15 protein-coding genes and 1 pseudogene are annotated in these 16,025 nt (G+C 60.6%); 13 read left to right on the plus strand and 3 right to left on the minus strand.

All coding sequences use genetic code 11. The features are described 5' to 3' along the window. Nucleotides 1–87: 87 nt before the first annotated feature. The 6 genes and pseudogenes from infB to AC2EBU_RS01990 all read left to right on the plus strand — a co-directional run. Nucleotides 88–2,304 (plus strand): annotated as a pseudogene (infB, locus tag AC2EBU_RS01965) (translation initiation factor IF-2); the annotation flags it as partial. Between the two features lie 5 nt (nucleotides 2,305–2,309). Further along, nucleotides 2,310–2,681, plus strand: a complete 372-nt coding sequence (rbfA, locus tag AC2EBU_RS01970) for a 30S ribosome-binding factor RbfA (RefSeq protein WP_484608705.1) — start codon at nucleotides 2,310–2,312, stop codon at nucleotides 2,679–2,681. 1 nt (nucleotide 2,682) lies between these two features. Then, complete coding sequence (gene truB / locus AC2EBU_RS01975) at nucleotides 2,683–3,651, plus strand: tRNA pseudouridine(55) synthase TruB (RefSeq protein ID WP_484608706.1); 969 nt, start codon at nucleotides 2,683–2,685, stop codon at nucleotides 3,649–3,651. After that, on the plus strand, nucleotides 3,648–5,477 hold the full coding sequence (typA, locus tag AC2EBU_RS01980) for a translational GTPase TypA (protein ID WP_484608707.1): 1,830 nt from the start codon (nucleotides 3,648–3,650) through the stop codon (nucleotides 5,475–5,477). Before truB ends, typA begins: the two co-directional genes overlap by 4 nt. 30 nt (nucleotides 5,478–5,507) lie before the next feature. Beyond that, nucleotides 5,508–6,392, plus strand: a complete 885-nt coding sequence (locus tag AC2EBU_RS01985) for a DMT family transporter (protein ID WP_484608708.1) — start codon at nucleotides 5,508–5,510, stop codon at nucleotides 6,390–6,392. After that, nucleotides 6,385–7,485, plus strand: a complete 1,101-nt coding sequence (locus AC2EBU_RS01990) for an enoyl-CoA hydratase/isomerase family protein (protein WP_484608709.1) — start codon at nucleotides 6,385–6,387, stop codon at nucleotides 7,483–7,485. Before AC2EBU_RS01985 ends, AC2EBU_RS01990 begins: the two co-directional genes overlap by 8 nt. Nucleotides 7,486–7,497: 12 nt before the next feature. On the opposite strand, the gene smpB is transcribed toward AC2EBU_RS01990, so the two are convergent. After that, nucleotides 7,498–7,983 carry an SsrA-binding protein SmpB gene (smpB, locus tag AC2EBU_RS01995; RefSeq protein ID WP_484608710.1) on the minus strand — a complete coding sequence of 162 codons (486 nt, stop codon included), beginning with the start codon at nucleotides 7,981–7,983 and terminating at the stop codon, nucleotides 7,498–7,500. Between the two features lie 97 nt (nucleotides 7,984–8,080). Between smpB and AC2EBU_RS02000 the strand changes: the two genes are divergently transcribed. Then, complete coding sequence (locus tag AC2EBU_RS02000) at nucleotides 8,081–8,521, plus strand: type II toxin-antitoxin system RatA family toxin (protein ID WP_484608711.1); 441 nt, start codon at nucleotides 8,081–8,083, stop codon at nucleotides 8,519–8,521. Then, nucleotides 8,514–8,873, plus strand: a complete 360-nt coding sequence (locus AC2EBU_RS02005; RefSeq protein ID WP_484608712.1) for an RnfH family protein — start codon at nucleotides 8,514–8,516, stop codon at nucleotides 8,871–8,873. Before AC2EBU_RS02000 ends, AC2EBU_RS02005 begins: the two co-directional genes overlap by 8 nt. A gap of 7 nt (nucleotides 8,874–8,880) precedes the next feature. Here AC2EBU_RS02005 and AC2EBU_RS02010 read toward each other — a convergent pair whose 3' ends face one another. After that, nucleotides 8,881–9,384, minus strand: a complete 504-nt coding sequence (locus tag AC2EBU_RS02010) for a DUF4124 domain-containing protein (RefSeq protein ID WP_484608713.1) — start codon at nucleotides 9,382–9,384, stop codon at nucleotides 8,881–8,883. A gap of 141 nt (nucleotides 9,385–9,525) precedes the next feature. On the opposite strand from AC2EBU_RS02010, the gene guaB reads away from it, so the two are divergent. Continuing rightward, nucleotides 9,526–10,995, plus strand: coding sequence for an IMP dehydrogenase (guaB, locus tag AC2EBU_RS02015; RefSeq protein WP_484608714.1), 1,470 nt, complete (start codon nucleotides 9,526–9,528; stop codon nucleotides 10,993–10,995). 63 nt (nucleotides 10,996–11,058) lie between these two features. Continuing rightward, nucleotides 11,059–12,675, plus strand: coding sequence for a glutamine-hydrolyzing GMP synthase (gene guaA, locus AC2EBU_RS02020; RefSeq protein WP_484608715.1), 1,617 nt, complete (start codon nucleotides 11,059–11,061; stop codon nucleotides 12,673–12,675). Between the two features lie 140 nt (nucleotides 12,676–12,815). Here guaA and AC2EBU_RS02025 read toward each other — a convergent pair whose 3' ends face one another. Continuing rightward, complete coding sequence (locus AC2EBU_RS02025; protein WP_484608716.1) at nucleotides 12,816–13,754, minus strand: LysR family transcriptional regulator; 939 nt, start codon at nucleotides 13,752–13,754, stop codon at nucleotides 12,816–12,818. A gap of 29 nt (nucleotides 13,755–13,783) precedes the next feature. On the opposite strand from AC2EBU_RS02025, the gene AC2EBU_RS02030 reads away from it, so the two are divergent. The 3 genes from AC2EBU_RS02030 to AC2EBU_RS02040 all read left to right on the plus strand — a co-directional run bounded on the left by AC2EBU_RS02030 (nucleotide 13,784) and on the right by AC2EBU_RS02040 (nucleotide 15,883). After that, the gene (locus AC2EBU_RS02030; RefSeq protein ID WP_484608717.1) at nucleotides 13,784–14,332 is read left to right on the plus strand and encodes an ester cyclase; all 549 of its coding nucleotides are present in this window, start codon (nucleotides 13,784–13,786) and stop codon (nucleotides 14,330–14,332) included. 20 nt (nucleotides 14,333–14,352) lie between these two features. Then, the gene (locus AC2EBU_RS02035) at nucleotides 14,353–15,120 is read left to right on the plus strand and encodes a 3-keto-alpha-glucoside-1,2-lyase-like domain-containing protein (protein WP_484608718.1); all 768 of its coding nucleotides are present in this window, start codon (nucleotides 14,353–14,355) and stop codon (nucleotides 15,118–15,120) included. Nucleotides 15,121–15,202: 82 nt separating this feature from the next. Next, on the plus strand, nucleotides 15,203–15,883 hold the full coding sequence (locus AC2EBU_RS02040) for a hypothetical protein (protein WP_484608719.1): 681 nt from the start codon (nucleotides 15,203–15,205) through the stop codon (nucleotides 15,881–15,883). The last annotated feature ends 142 nt before the right edge of the window (nucleotides 15,884–16,025 follow it).

The raw sequence follows: 16,025 nt of genomic DNA on the forward strand, positions 1-16,025 counted from the left end.
GCAGTGCCTCCTCCGGTTGAAGCCGATTCAGACGAAGTTCTGCGCAAGCAAGCCGCCGAAAGAGAAACTGAAAAACTGGCCAGGCAGGCCGAGGAGAAGGCCCGAGCGACGGCGGATGCAGATCGCGCCGCACACGATCTGCAAGAGCGCAGACGCAAGGCGCAGGAAGAAGCGGAAGCGATTCGCAAGATGATGAGTGCACCTAAACGGGTACTTGTCGCGAAGAAGCCGGAGGAACCCAAGCCTGTCAAGGCGGACGAGGTGAAAACTCCGGTAAAAGGTACCCTGCACAAGCCGGCCGCTCCGGCGCGCCCAGCGGGCGGTGCGCCTGTGGCTCCTGCTCCCGGCCCGGGCGGCAAGAAGGAAGTGAAATCCGAGAACCTCTCGTCGAGCTGGGCTGGAGATCCTGCCAAGAAGAAGGCGATCCCGACCAGAGGGGATACGAGCGGGGGTGTTGGTCGCAATAACTGGCGCTCCGGCGCGAAAGGTCGCCGCAGTGGCGATCGTGATCGACATGAAGTCATGGTGGCGACGCCCACCGAGCAGCGAACCATTGAAGTGCATGTGCCCGAGACCATTACGGTTTCCGAACTTGCACACAAGATGTCGCTCAAAGCGTCCGAGGTGATCAAGCAGTTGATGAAGCTCGGTCAGATGGTCACCATCAATCAGTCCCTGGATCAGGATACCGCGATGATTGTGGTGGAAGAGCTGGGACACAAGGCGGTGGTGGCGGCTTTGGACGATCCTGAAGCATTCACTGACGAAGAGGTCTCACAGCAGGACGCCGAAGCGGTCTCGCGGGCACCGGTGGTAACCGTCATGGGTCACGTCGATCACGGGAAAACGTCCTTGCTGGACTACATCCGCCGGGCCAAGGTTGCCGCCGGCGAGGCAGGCGGGATTACTCAGCATATCGGGGCCTACCACGTCGAAACCCCACGTGGAATGATTTCGTTCCTCGATACGCCGGGTCACGAAGCGTTTACGGCCATGCGGGCTCGCGGTGCCAAAGCCACGGACATCGTCATTTTGGTGGTTGCAGCCGATGATGGCGTGATGCCGCAGACCAAGGAAGCGATCAAACATGCCAAGGCGGCGGGTGTGCCCATCGTCGTGGCCATCAACAAGATCGACAAGCCGGATGCCAACCCCGACCGGGTCAAGCAAGAGCTGGTTGCCGAGCAGGTTGTTCCGGAAGAGTACGGTGGCGAGTCACCCTTCATCTCTGTTTCGGCCAAGACAGGCCAGGGGGTAGACGAACTTCTGGAGAACGTATTGCTGCAGGCGGAAGTTCTGGAGCTCAAGGCACCGGTTGAGGCAATGGCCAAAGGACTGGTCATTGAAGCGCGTCTGGACAAAGGTCGTGGTCCGGTGGCGACGGTACTGGTCCAGTCAGGAACCCTGGCGACCGGCGATGTGGTCCTGGCTGGACAGACTTACGGCCGGGTGCGGGCCATGCTCGACGAGAACGGGCGACCGATCAAGTCTGCCGGGCCATCGATTCCGGTCGAGATTCAAGGTTTGACCGAGGTGCCGCAGGCTGGCGACGAATTCATGGTGCTCGCGGACGAGCGTCGCGCACGGGAGATTTCGACCTACCGCGCCGGCAAATTCCGCAACACGAAACTGGCGAAACAGCAGGCAGCGAAGCTGGAGAACATGTTCGCCGACATGACAGCTGGCGAAGTCAAGACATTGCCAGTGATCATCAAGGCCGATGTGCAGGGCTCGCAGGAAGCCCTGTCTGCCTCGCTGCTGAAGCTCTCCACCGAGGAAATCCGGGTCCAACTGGTCTATGCCGGAGTCGGCGGCATCAGCGAGTCGGATATCAACCTGGGCATTGCCTCCAAGGCGATTGTGATTGGCTTCAACGTTCGAGCCGACGCCAATGCCCGTAAGCTGGCCGAAACGAGCGGTGTTCAGGTTCACTACTACAACATCATTTACGACGCAGTCGATGAATTGAAAGCTGCGATGTCGGGGATGTTGGCTCCCGAGCAGAAGGAAGAGGTCATAGGCATGGCGGAAATCCGCACTGTTTTCGTGGCCTCGAAGATCGGCACGGTTGCCGGAAGTTATGTCACGCAAGGTCAGGTCACCCGCAGCTGCCGCTTCCGCCTGTTGCGCGACAACGTGGTGATCTACACCGGCGAGCTGGAGTCGCTCAAGCGCATGAAAGATGACGTCCGCGAGGTGCGTGAAGGTTTCGAGTGCGGTATCAAACTCAAGAACTACAACGATATCGCCGTGGGTGACCAGCTCGAGTTCTTCGAGATCAAGGAAATCGCGCGGACGCTCTGAACACCATGCGCAAATCCGGTAGTGTTCCCAATCGGGGTTTCCGTGTCGCCGACCAGATCCAGCGCGATCTGGCGGAACTCGTCGCGCGCGAACTCAAGGACCCCCGAGTCGGCTTGATCACCATCAATGCCGTGGAGGTCACACCGGATTACGCACACGCAAAAGTCTTCTTCAGCCTTTTGACAGGCGATCCTGAGGAAACCGTGCAGGGCCTCAATGCGGCGGCCGGTTTCTTGCGCAATGGCTTGTTCAAGCGCTTGCATATCCACACCGTACCGACATTGCACTTCGTTTTCGACCGCACCATCGAACGGGCTGCCGACATGAATGCGCTGATCGCGAAAGCGGTGGCTTCCCGATCCAAGGACAGCGACTGAGATGAAAGCTGCTCCTCGTGCGCGGGTGCAGCGTCGCCCCGTGCATGGGGTGTTGCTGCTGGACAAGCCGCTGGGCCTTTCCAGCAATCAGGCTTTGCAAAAAGTAAAGTGGCTTTTGCGCGCGGAGAAGGCGGGTCACACCGGAACGCTTGATCCGATGGCGACCGGTGTTCTCCCGTTGTGCTTCGGCGCGGCCACCAAATTCAGCCAGCTTCATCTGGATGCCGACAAAACGTACGAGACGCTCATCCGATTGGGAGAGACCACCAGCACGGCCGACGCCGAAGGGGTTGTTCTCACCACTCGACCGGTCGGTTGTTCGTTGGGTGAGGTCGTTGAAGTCCTAGATAGATTCACCGGCCCTATTGCACAGGTTCCACCGATGTACAGCGCGTTGAAGAAAGACGGCAAGGCGCTTTACGAATATGCCCGAAGCGGTGAGACGGTGGAGCGCGATGCTCGGTCGGTCACTATCCATGATCTGCAGCTCGTTCACGCCGATCTGGAAAGTGCTGTGCCAAGCTTGCGCCTGCGTGTACGTTGCTCCAAAGGCACTTACATTCGCACGCTCGGCGAGGACATCGGCGAAGCGCTTGGTTGCGGAGGCCACCTGCGGGAACTGCGGCGAATTCAAACCGGACCCTTCGAGCTGTCGCAATGCTGGACATTGGCCGACCTCGAAAAGACTCCCGAGGTCGAACGGCTAAAACGGCTCATGAACGTCGAATCGTTGCTTGGTGACCATCAGGTTGTCACGCTCGATCAGGACAATGCCGGTCGTTTCCTTTCGGGGATGCGCCGTCGTGGATCGTGGCCGGACAATCAGAAAGTTGCCGTTTTCGGGCCCGATCCCATATCAGGGAACCCATCCGTTCTCCTGGGCAGCGGCCAAACCCGATCGGGTGAACTGATCCCGGGCCGCCTGCTCAGTCCTCTTGAAATTCAGCAAATACATCATTCATCACCATGAACCGCCCAATCCGAAACATTGCCATCATTGCCCACGTTGACCACGGCAAGACCACCATGGTCGACCAGTTGTTGCGGCAATCCGGAACCTTTGCCGAGCACGAAAAGGTTGTCGATACGGTCATGGACAGCAACGCCATCGAGCGCGAACGGGGCATCACCATCCTGGCCAAGAACTGCGCTGTGAGCTGGGAAGGTACCCACATCAATATCGTCGACACGCCGGGCCACGCCGACTTCGGTGGGGAAGTCGAACGCGCCTTGTCAATGGTGGACGGCGTCTTGCTGTTGATCGATGCACAGGAAGGACCGATGCCCCAAACCCGGTTTGTCACCAAGAAAGCCCTGGCGCTCGGGCTGAAACCGATTGTTGTTGTCAACAAGGTGGACAAGCCCGGCGCCAATTGCGACAAGGTCATCAACGCCGCCTTCGACCTGTTCGACAAACTGGGGGCTACCGACGAACAACTCGACTTTCCGGTCGTTTATGCCTCTGGTATCAATGGCTGGAGTTCGCTGCAGGAGGGTGAGCCCGGCGAACAGTGGGGCCCGGACATGTCGGCACTCTTCAATACGGTTCTGCGCCATGTCCCCGCCCATGCAGGCGACCCCGATGCCTCGCTGCAGTTGCAGATTTCGGCCCTCGACTACTCGACCTTCGTCGGGCGCATCGGTGTCGGTCGGATCAATGCCGGACGCTTGCGGCCTTCCATGGATGTTCTGGTGATGGAAGGGCCGGATGGCAAATCATGGAAAGGTCGCATCAATCAGGTTCACACCTTCCAGGGACTGGACCGGGTGCAGGCGGCTGAAGCCCGCCCGGGCGACATTGTGCTGATCAACGGCATTGAAGATATCGGCATCGGGGTCACGATCACCGACGTTGCCAATCCCGCGCCGTTGCCAATGCTGCGCGTAGACGAGCCGACCCTGACCATGAATTTCTGCGTCAACACCAGTCCGCTGGCAGGGCGCGAGGGCAAGTTCGTTACCAGTCGCCAGATCTGGGACCGGCTCCAGAAAGAACTTCAATCCAACGTGGCTTTGCGGGTCAGAGAGACCGACGAAGATGGAATTTTTGAAGTGTCCGGGCGGGGTGAGTTGCACCTGACCATCCTGCTGGAGAACATGCGCCGCGAAGGATACGAGCTTGCCGTATCCAAGCCACGCGTGGTCTTCAAGGATATTGACGGCGAACGCTGCGAGCCGATCGAACTCGTGACTGCCGATATCGAAGAAGGCCATCAGGGCGGCGTGATGCAAGCGTTGGGCGAGCGCAAAGGGGAACTCGTCAACATGGACCCTGACGGACGGGGACGGGTCCGCCTGGAGTACCGAATTCCAGCCCGCGGCCTGATCGGCTTCACCAACGAGTTCCTGAACCTGACCCGGGGATCGGGCCTGATATCGAACATCTTCGATGGGTACGAGCCGCATAAAGGCGATGTTGCCAATCGCAAGAACGGTGTGCTGATCAGCATGGATGACGGCGAAATCTTCAACTATGCCTTGGGCAAGCTCGATGATCGCGGACGTATGTTCGTGCGCGCCAACGACCCCGTGTACGAAGGGATGATCGTTGGGGTGCACAACCGCGAGAACGATCTGGTGGTCAATGCCACGAGGACCAAGCAGCTGACCAACTTCCGTGTTTCGGGCAAAGAAGATGCGATCAAGATCACGCCGCCTATCCAGTTGACTCTGGAATACGGCGTCGAATTCATTGAAGACGACGAACTGGTGGAGATTACCCCGAAGAGCATTCGCTTGCGCAAGCGCTTCCTCAAGGAGCACGAGCGCAAGAGGGCGCAGCGGGATGGGGCTTGATGTCCGCACTCCCCATTTCGAAATAGAGCGATGAAGCTGACACATACCCAGGCCGTCTGGGGCATGGTCGCTGTTGCGGCCATGTGGTCGATCGCCGGAGTTGTCACCCGTCAACTGGAAAGCGCAGCCCGGTTTGAAGTGACGTTCTGGCGCAGTCTGTTCACGATGTTGTCGTTGCTGGTGATCCTGCCGCTGTGGAAGGGGCATGATGCGCTGAGCAAGCTGCCATGGCGTAACCGCCTGTTCTGGATATCCGGTCTGTGCTGGTCGGTCATGTTTACCGCCTTTATGGTCGCGCTGACCATGACCACAGTAGCCAACGTCTTGATCACCCTGGCGCTCGGCCCCTTCATTACGGCCCTGATGGCGCGGGTGTTTATCGGACATGCGCTGCCGGGTCGAACGTGGGTGGCAATTGTGGTTGCCGGATGCGGCATCGGCTGGATGTTCGGCGCGCAGTTCAGTCTCGGCGGGTCCCAGGCCATGACGGGATTCCTGGTCGCCCTGTGCGTTCCGATCGCGGGCGCAACCCAGTGGACCTTGGTCCAGCATAGCCACGGGAGTGGTCAGCCCACGGATCTGGTTTCCTCCGTCCTCCTAGGCGCCATGCTGTCCACCGCGTTCACGTTGCCTTGGGCAATGCCATTTGTCGCATCCGGCTCCGATATTGCGTGGCTGGCGCTTCTGGGCTTGGTGCAACTGGCGATTCCGTGCACACTGTCTGTCGTCTGTGCGCGGGTCCTCAAGGCCCCTGAAGTGGCGCTTCTGGCCCTCCTCGAAGTCTTGTTCGGCATCGGCCTGGCATGGCTGGGGGCCGGTGAGGAGCCAGGAGGAACGGTGTTGGCCGGTGGCGCGTTGGTGGTCGGCGCGCTGGTGATGAACGAACTGCTGGGCTGGAGGCAAAGAAATGGCTGAAACATCGATCCGCGCGGAAGTTCGCGGCCGCATGGGCCTCATCACCCTCAATCGGCCGGCTGCGCTCAATGCGCTTTCCCTGGAGATGATTCGGGGATTGACCGGCGCCTTGCTCGAATGGGCTCAGGACCCGCAAGTTCTTGCGGTTGCCATTCGTGGGCAAGGGAAAGAAGGCCCGTTCGGCGCGTTCTGTGCGGGAGGTGATATCCGCTTTTTCCATCGGGCGGCAACCCAAGGAGATCCGGCCCTGGAGGACTTTTTCACCGAGGAGTACGCCCTCAATCACCTGATCCACACCTACTCCAAGCCTTACATTGCATTCATGGACGGGGTTGTGATGGGTGGCGGCATGGGAATCAGCCAAGGGGCAAGTCTGCGGGTAGTGACCGAACGCACGCGTATGGCGATGCCCGAGACCGCCATCGGTTTGTTTCCGGATGTCGGGGGCGGCTTTTTTCTCAGCCGGTGTCCGGGCCGGATCGGGGAGTACCTGGCGCTGACCGGCCAGGTCATCGCAGCGCGCGACGCGGTCCGCGCGCACCTCGCTGATGGCTACATGCTGTCCGGGCAACTCGGACCGATCTGGGAGACACTGGCACAGACACCGTTCGAAACGGGCGAGGCGGTAGAGCATTGGATTGCTACGCGTTTCATAGCTAATGGTGACGCTTTTACGCTGGATGTCGGCAAAATCGACTCGATATTTGCCGCCGACACCGTCTCGGACATCCTTGTGCGACTGCAAGACGATGGCAGCGACTGGGCGAAAACCACGGGCGAGTTGTTACGCAAGCGTTCGCCCCTGATGTTGCATGTGGTGCTCGAGCAAGTCCGACGTGCCCGGCTCATGGGACTGGCCGATGACCTGCGCATGGAGCGCGATCTGGTTCGCCACTGCTTCAATACCGCGCATCTGGGTCGGCCCGGTCCCGCCAGCGAAACCGTCGAAGGAGTGCGGGCACTGGCAATTGACAAGGACCATTCGCCACGCTGGAGTCCTGCGCGCGTTGAGGACGTCACAGCCGACATGGTGCAGCCCTTCTTTGAAAGCCCTTGGCCGGCGCACGCACACCCGCTGCGCCAGTTGCGCTGATTGCGGCTTCGGTCAGCGGTTGCGGGACTTCATCGCCCGCTCGATCTCGCGTTTGCCTTCCCGATCCTTGATGGTGTCGCGCTTGTCGTGCTCCGCCTTCCCCTTGGCGAGAGCGATTTCGCATTTGACACGGCCATTCTTCCAGTGCAGATTGACCGGAATCAAGGTGTATCCTTTTTGCTCGACCTTCCCGATCAGGCGGCGGATTTCGCCCTTTTTCATCAATAGCTTGCGTGTGCGTGCCGCCTCGGGGTTTACATGGGTGGATGCCGATCGCAAGGGGTTGATCAGGCAGCCAATGACAAACAATTCGCCATCGCGTATGACCACATAGCCGTCTGTCAGTTGTACTTTGCCCTCTCGGATGGCTTTGACCTCCCAGCCCTCCAGGACCAGTCCGGCCTCGAACTGTTCCTCAAAAAAATAGTTGAATGACGCCTTCTTGTTTTCGGCGATTCGCCCGGTATGGGCGGGGTTGGTGGGCTTTTTCTGGGCCATGGCTGTCAGTTGGGGGCAGGATTCGGGCCCGCAAGGGCCAGAGGCAGACGATGGCCGGTGGAAACATACAATCAGCCCGCGCGAGAGCGTGCATTCTATGAAAAACGTCCACAAGTCCGTTCTGATCTGGTACAGCCCTTCGGAGATGTTTGCCTTGGTGACTGATGTCGGGCGGTACCCGGAGTTTTTGCCCTGGTGTGACCACGGACGAATTGTCGAGCAGGACGATGCCGGGGTTGTCGCTGAAGTGGGCATCAGCATCAGTGGTGTCCGCCAGGTTTTCACCACGCGGAACCACCATCAAGCCGACCGGCAGGTCGCCATGGCTCTGGTCAAGGGGCCGTTCTCCAAACTGGACGGCGTCTGGGATTTCATCGCACTCGGTGATGGCTCGCAACGCGCCTGTCGCGTGGAGTTGCGCCTCAACTACGGGTTTTCCAGTCCGGCACTCGCGGCGGTTGTCGGGCCGGTGTTCGACCGAATCGCCGCCAGCCTGGTGGACGCGTTCGTCAAACGGGCTGAACAGGTCTATGGCTGATCCCGAGTCCCGGGATCGGGTGCGAATCACCGTGGCTTATTCGCCCCGGGCCCGGGAAACCGTAGAGGTTGAACTGGAACTGCCTTCCGGAGCGACCGTGGCTGATGCCTTGCACGCCGGTGACCTGTGCTCCCTGTGGCCGGAGGCCTCTGCCTCGGCGAGTGCGGGCTTGGCGGTCTGGGGGCGTCGCGCCCGGCTGGACCAGTGCCTGCAAGATCACGACAGGGTGGAACTGTGCCGGCCTTTGATCGTTGACCCGAAGGTTGCGCGGCGCGAACGGTTTCAGCGCCAAGGGAGCCGCGGGACAGGTTTATTCGCTCGACGGCGTCCCGGCTCCAAGCCCGGGTACTGAGCCGGATTCAGGGCTGGCATTCGGTCGCGATGACCCCGTCAACGCGCTGGGCTTCGGCGGCACGTCCGGCTTCGTCCAGAAAGACGTGCTCGCCCTTGTCGTTCAGGCGGCCCAGGCGAACGCCAGAGTCGAGCGTTCGTTTGGCCTGCCGCGCCCGCTGACAGTTGTCGGCGCGAGTTTTCTGGAATTTTTCTTCTTCTGCTTTCTGTTTTGCCTCAGCCTCGGCTTCCGCCTGTTTCTTCTTTTCCTGCAGTGCGGCGTCCTTGCCGGAGACCCGCGGTGTGGCCGCGGAGGCCGGCGCACTGGCCGGTGCAGCCACCGACGGGGCGGCGGCCGGTCGTGCAAATCCGCCCGGGCGCTTCAGTATGTTTTTCTCCGGCACGTCTGGTGGCGGTGCCTGGTCGCTGAACACTTTGCGGCCGCTGCCGTCCAGCCATTGCCATTGGGCCGATGCCGTCAGGCTGAAACAGGCCAGAGCAGCAGCAATGAGGGTTGCAGACAAGGTTTTCATCCGGCCAGTGTAGCGCGGCCGGACCCGAAAAGTGCCGGATTGCGTGCTTGCACTGCCTGTCGGGGCCGCGGAAAAGTGCCGGTTTGCAGGTGCGTTTCCACAAGACGGACGGGTACAATTCGGTTTTTGGAGCTCTCTCTCATGCGCCTTCTTGGAAAAGCGCTCACCTTCGACGATGTGTTGCTGGTGCCGGCGTACTCCCAGGTCCTTCCCAAGGACACATCCCTCTCAACCCAATTCACCCGCAACATTCGCCTGAACCTCCCCCTGGTTTCGGCGGCCATGGACACGGTCACGGAGGCTCGCCTCGCGATTGCCATTGCCCAGGAAGGCGGCATCGGCATCGTGCACAAGAACCTCACGCCGGCCGAGCAGGCGGCCCAGGTCGCCCGGGTGAAGCGCTACGAAAGCGGACTCTTGCGGGACCCCGTTGTCATCACGCCCAACACGCCCGTGCGAGAGGTCGTTGCGCTGTCCGAGCAACTCGGGGTTTCCGGTTTTCCGGTCTGCGATGGTGGCAAGGTGGTTGGCATTGTGACCGGGCGCGACTTGCGCTTCGAAACCCGCTATGACCAGGCCGTGCGCGAGATCATGACCCCGAAAGAGCGCCTGGTCACCGTTCCCGAAGGCACTACGCCCGAGCAGGCCAAGGCTTTGCTGAACAAGCACCGCCTGGAGCGTTTACTGGTGGTCAATGATGCCTTCGAACTGCGCGGCCTGATCACGGTGAAGGACATCACCAAGCAGCTCAACTTCCCCAACGCCGCGCGGGACCCCTCCGGTCGACTGCGGGTCGGCGCTGCCGTGGGTGTGGGCGAAGGAACCGAAGCGCGGGTGGCCGCACTGGTCAAGGCGGGGGTCGATGCCATTGTTGTCGATACCGCCCATGGCCACAGCAAGGGGGTGATCGAGCGCGTGCGGTGGGTCAAGCGCAGTTACCCCGACATCGAAGTCATCGGCGGCAACATCGCCACCGGGGCCGCCGCGCTGGCGCTGGTCGAGGCGGGCGCCGACGCGGTCAAGGTGGGCATCGGCCCCGGTTCCATCTGCACCACCCGGATCGTCGCGGGCGTTGGCGTGCCGCAGATCATGGCCATTGACAACGTGGCCACCGCCCTCAAGGGCACCGGCGTGCCGCTGATTGCCGACGGCGGCATCCGCTACAGCGGCGACATCGCCAAGGCCATCGCGGCCGGCGCCGGCACGGTCATGATGGGGGGCATGTTTGCCGGCACCGAAGAGGCGCCCGGCGAGGTCATCCTGTACCAGGGGCGCAGCTACAAGAGCTACCGGGGCATGGGCAGCATCGGCGCCATGCAGCAAGGCAGCGCCGACCGCTACTTCCAGGAGTCGAGCACCGGCAACCCCAACGCCGACAAGCTGGTGCCCGAGGGCATCGAAGGGCGCGTGCCCTACAAGGGCTCGGTGGTGGCCATCATCTACCAGATGGCCGGCGGCCTGCGTGCCAGCATGGGCTATTGCGGTTGCAGCACGATTGCCGACATGCACGAGCGGGCGGAATTCGTCGAGATCACCGCCGCCGGCATCCGCGAAAGCCACGTGCACGATGTGCAGATCACCAAGGAAGCGCCCAACTACCGGGCGGACTGAGCGCGCCTGGCGATTCCGGGCTGCCGCAGGGCGGCCCTTTTTCTTTTCACCCGATTGCAGGCCATGCAGCACTCCAAGATCCTCATCCTCGACTTCGGTTCCCAGGTCACGCAACTGATCGCACGCCGCGTGCGCGAGGCGCACGTGTACTGCGAAGTCCACCCCTGCGATGTCAGCAGCGAATGGGTGCGCGAACACGCCGCCGACGGCCAGCTTAGGGGCGTCATCCTCTCGGGCAGTCATGCCAGCGTCTACGAGGTCGACGACAAGGCCCCTGACGCCGTGTTCGAGCTGGGGGTGCCTGTGCTGGGCATCTGTTATGGCATGCAGACCATGGCGCAGCAGCTGGGCGGCAAGGTCGAGGCGGGGCACACCCGCGAATTCGGCTACGCCGAGGTGCGCGCCCGTGGCCACACCGCCTTGCTCAAGGGCATCGAAGACTTCCACACGCCCGAAGGTCACGGCATGCTCAAGGTCTGGATGAGCCATGGCGACAAGGTCACCGAGATGCCGCCGGGGTTCAAGCTCATGGCCTCGACCCCCGCGTGCCCGATCGCGGGCATGGCCGATGAAGCGCGGCATTTCTACGCGGTGCAGTTCCACCCCGAAGTCACCCACACGGTGCAGGGCCGGGCGCTGCTGGAACGCTTTGTGCTCGACATCTGCGGCGCCCGCCCCGACTGGATCATGCGAGACCACATCGAAGAGGCCGTGCAGAAAATCCGCGAGCAGGTGGGCGACGAAGAGGTCATTCTGGGTCTGTCCGGTGGCGTCGATTCGTCGGTCGCCGCCGCGCTGATCCACCGCGCCATTGGCGACCAGCTCACGTGTGTTTTTGTGGATCACGGCCTGCTGCGACTGCACGAAGGCGACATGGTGATGGACATGTTCGCCGGCAAGCTGCACGCCAAGGTGATCCGCGTCGATGCCGCCGACCTGTTCCTCGGCGAACTGGCCGGCGTGAGCGAGCCCGAACAGAAACGCAAGATCATCGGCTGCCTGTTCGTCGACGTCTTCAAGGCCGAAGCCGCGAAGCTCAAGGCCGGAACCGGCGGCCACAAAGGCGCCAGCTTTTTGGCCCAGGGCACCATCTACCCGGACGTCATCGAATCCGGCGGCGCCAAGAGCAAGAAGGCCGTCACCATCAAGAGCCACCACAACGTGGGCGGCCTGCCCGAGCAGCTCGGCCTGAAACTGCTGGAGCCGCTGCGCGACCTGTTCAAGGACGAGGTGCGTGAACTCGGCGTGGCCTTGGGCCTGCCGCACGACATGGTCTACCGCCACCCGTTCCCGGGCCCGGGCCTGGGTGTGCGCATCCTCGGCGAGGTCAAGAAGGACTACGCCGACCTGCTGCGCCGTGCCGACGCCATCTTCATCGAAGAGCTGCGCTCCACGATCGAGCCGAACTCCGGCAAGAGCTGGTACGACCTCACCAGCCAGGCCTTCACCGTGTTCCTGCCGGTCAAGAGCGTCGGCGTGATGGGCGACGGCCGCACCTACGACTACGTGGTGGCCCTGCGCGCGGTGCAGACCAGCGACTTCATGACCGCTGACTGGGCGGAGCTGCCCTATGCCTTGCTCAAGAAGGTGTCGAGCCGCATCATCAACGAGGTGCGCGGCATCAACCGCGTGACCTACGACGTCAGTTCAAAACCGCCCGCGACGATTGAGTGGGAATGACGGGGCTATGTTGGACTTCTTTGGTCATACCTCGACGTAATCCAATCCGCTTATGGCCGGAAACGATTTCCTGAAAGAACACAGAACTTACAAGCTGCTTCAAGCTTGTATGCATGGGTGAAACAGACGTATGAGATGGTCTAGTCAAGAGACAGTTGATCGGCAGCGGTGAGCCGCTCTCTGAACGAGTCTCTGAAAAGGCCTCTGATCCACGAAGAGGCAGGATCATTGGTGAGCCGGGCGCTGTAAACCAATACGTGTTTCATCGCGGGCACATCAAAAGGTGTCCGGCGTGCCGCAAGTTCAAAGCGTTGCATCGCGTCTGCGAGGACAACGGTGGGAAGGGTGGCAATCATATTGCCTTGGGTCAGCAGCGGTGCAACCGCTCCAAACGTCGGCACGGTCAAGCCTATTCTTCGCTCAATGCCCACCTCTTTTGCCGCCAGTGTGACTGGACTGCGCACATGATCACCAGTACCAACCACCAAATGCGGCCATGCAGACCATGACCTCTTGCCCCATTTACTCAGTGCAGGATGCCCGGTACGCATGAAACAGGCCCACTGAAATTCGCCAATCACTTCGGCGGCCACTCCGTCCGGGCGCTTGACGGCGTCGGGCAACAAAGCTAGATCGACCAAACCCTCAGCAACATCGAGCAGGGTGCTGGATTTGGGTGTTTCCCATTCCACGACCACATGGGGCGCTTGTTGCTGTATGCGCTGCATCAGCATGGGAAAAAGGTTCATGGCCACATCTGGTACTGCCAGGCGAAACCGTCGGGTGGAGGTTGGTGCATCAAAGGCTTCGCGCGGACTCAGCACACGCTCAATGCTGCGCAGGATGGGGCCTACCTCATGCACAAGTTCCAGCGCATAAGGACTGGGTCGCATGCGCCCGCCCACCTTTACCAGGAGCGGGTCACCTAGTTGTTCGCGCAAGCGCCCAAGCGCATGACTGACCGCAGACTGCGTTCGACCAAGCTGCTCAGCCGTCTTGGAAACGCTGCCTTGCTGCATGAGGGTTTCAAAAAGCAGCAACAGGTTCAGGTCAATTCTTTTTAAATCGATTTTGTGCATTGTAGATGAAAAATATCTGATTGATTCATATGAAATTCAATCATAAATTGGGCATCCAATCAATTTTTATGGAGCAAGATATGTCCAAGTCCAAACAACTTTTGCTGGCGGCCACATTGGCCAGCACCTGCGCACTACCCTGGGCAGCCCACGCGCAGAGCCTGAGTCCCGAACAAGGGCGGGCGGCAGTTGCGCCGTTTTACGACGCCCTCAACGCGGCACCTGGTAAAGACGCCACCGCGCTGGTCATGCAAGCAACCACAACGGAATGGGTGTCGTGCAGCGGCCAAGATGACTGCAAGCCGCGCGACAAAGTCGCTCCCGCAATCGCTGGATTCAGCAAAGCCATTCCCGACTTGAAGTGGGAGATTAAAGAGTTGTTGGTCAGCGGCAATCGCGTGGTGGTGCGTGGCGAGGCTTCGGGCACGCCCGCCGGCGCCTTTATGGGTGTGGCGCATGGTGGCAAGAGCTTCCGCATCATGTCTATCGACATTCACACGGTAGAAAACGGCAAGCTCTCCCGCGCCTACCACGTGGAGGACTGGATGAGCGCGGTTCGACAGTTGACAGCCAAATAAACGCAAAAGGGAGAAAAAGCATGCCCACAAGCGCACACACGAAGCGTTCGCTCATTCGCATCCTCGCCGCGCTAGTTTTGGTCGGAACAGGGCTGGTTGCATGCAGCCAAGTTTCTGCGCGCCGCGCCGCTCCGGAGTTTGACCTGACAAAGTCGGGCCGCTCCGAAGTAAGCGGCTACACGGCGCAAGGCGTCACGGTTCGGGAAGCGACGTATCTTGGCCGCAACGCGGTAACGGTTGAACTGGCCGACGACGTACAGCAACGTATGCTTCGCGGTGAGGCTGGCGTTGGTAACGGCCCCACCTTTGCCATTACCGACGTCGCATTTACCGACGGAACCATTGAAGTCGACGTGGCGGGCGAAATCAACGGCAAAGGCGCCCCCGATGTGCGGGGCTTTGTGGGTCTCGCGTTTCATCTCTCACCGGCTGCGGATACCTATGAGGCGGTGTACCTTCGCATGTCGAATGGCACGTTGAATGTCCCGCCACCGCCAGCCCCCCGCAACGTGCGCGCTGTGCAATATGTGGCGCATCCTGATTTCCACTTCAACGTCTCGCGCGAAAAGTTTCCTGGGCGCTACGAAGCTGCAGCGCCGGTCGCACTCGGACGCTGGCATCGGCTGCGACTTCAGATTCAGGGGCCGCGCATTGAGGCCTTTGTTGACGGGGTTCGCGTGCTGGACGTCAGCGACGCCAAGTACGCTGGACGCAAAGGGCGCATCGGCCTGTGGGTGGACGATGGAACTCGAGGCTATTTCTCTGGGCTTCGGGTCTCAGCGCCATAACGGCATAAGGCGAAAGTTGCAACGTCTTTGAAACCAATTTTCGCCCGCCCAAATTTGATTCAAACCCAAAGGAGTCAACACCATGAAACCGCTTGCCTTACGTACACTCGCCATTGCTGCGGTCGCTCTGACAAATTTTGCGACTGCTCACGCACAGAGCGCGACCGACAAGGACGCGCACCTTCTGCAGCACCAGATGAAAGGCCACTGGAAGAGCATTGCCTGTGAGCTACGGCCCCAGTCGGGTAAGCCCGGCGAGCCGGTTCAATCATCGTGGGTGACACGTGATTTCACGTTCGATGGCACCGGAAAATTCAAGGCGACCATCGTGACCTATGCCGATCAATTCTGTGGAGTGCCGATGAACGAATTCAATTTCAGCGGTCATGCAGAAATGGGCGGCACCAGCCGCGCTGCGGCGGGCGCACGCGAGATCACCTATGTGCTGGACGAGTCGCTCAACATCACACCACGAGCCCAGATGGTGGTGGACATGATGGCGCAGCTTCCGCCCAAAGCCTGTGGAGACGAGCCGTACAGATTGAATGTGGCTCAGAGCATTCTCAAGAAATCGTGTGTATTGCTCAACAACATCGATTCTGGACAAGTGGTGAAAGACCACGACTTGATCTACCTGCATGGCCAAGGGCGCTACCAGATGCTTTTTATGGGTGCCAAGCACGTCGATGGGTCTGGCTTTTACAAACCTGAAAATCGTCCCAAGAGCGGTCTGCAAGTTCCCCTGGTGCGCGTGGGTAAATAAACGCCAATGAACATTGGCTTGTCGCTACGCCTGACTGCGATCACGTTGCGGTGTCATCCCTCACGGAGTTGGCTGCCACGCATGGTTTTGCGCCGCGCATTGACAGCAGTTATGGTCTGGCAGTAGCTAACAGCGCGCTGAG

It is taken from the genome of Curvibacter sp. T50 (assembly GCF_057219955.1).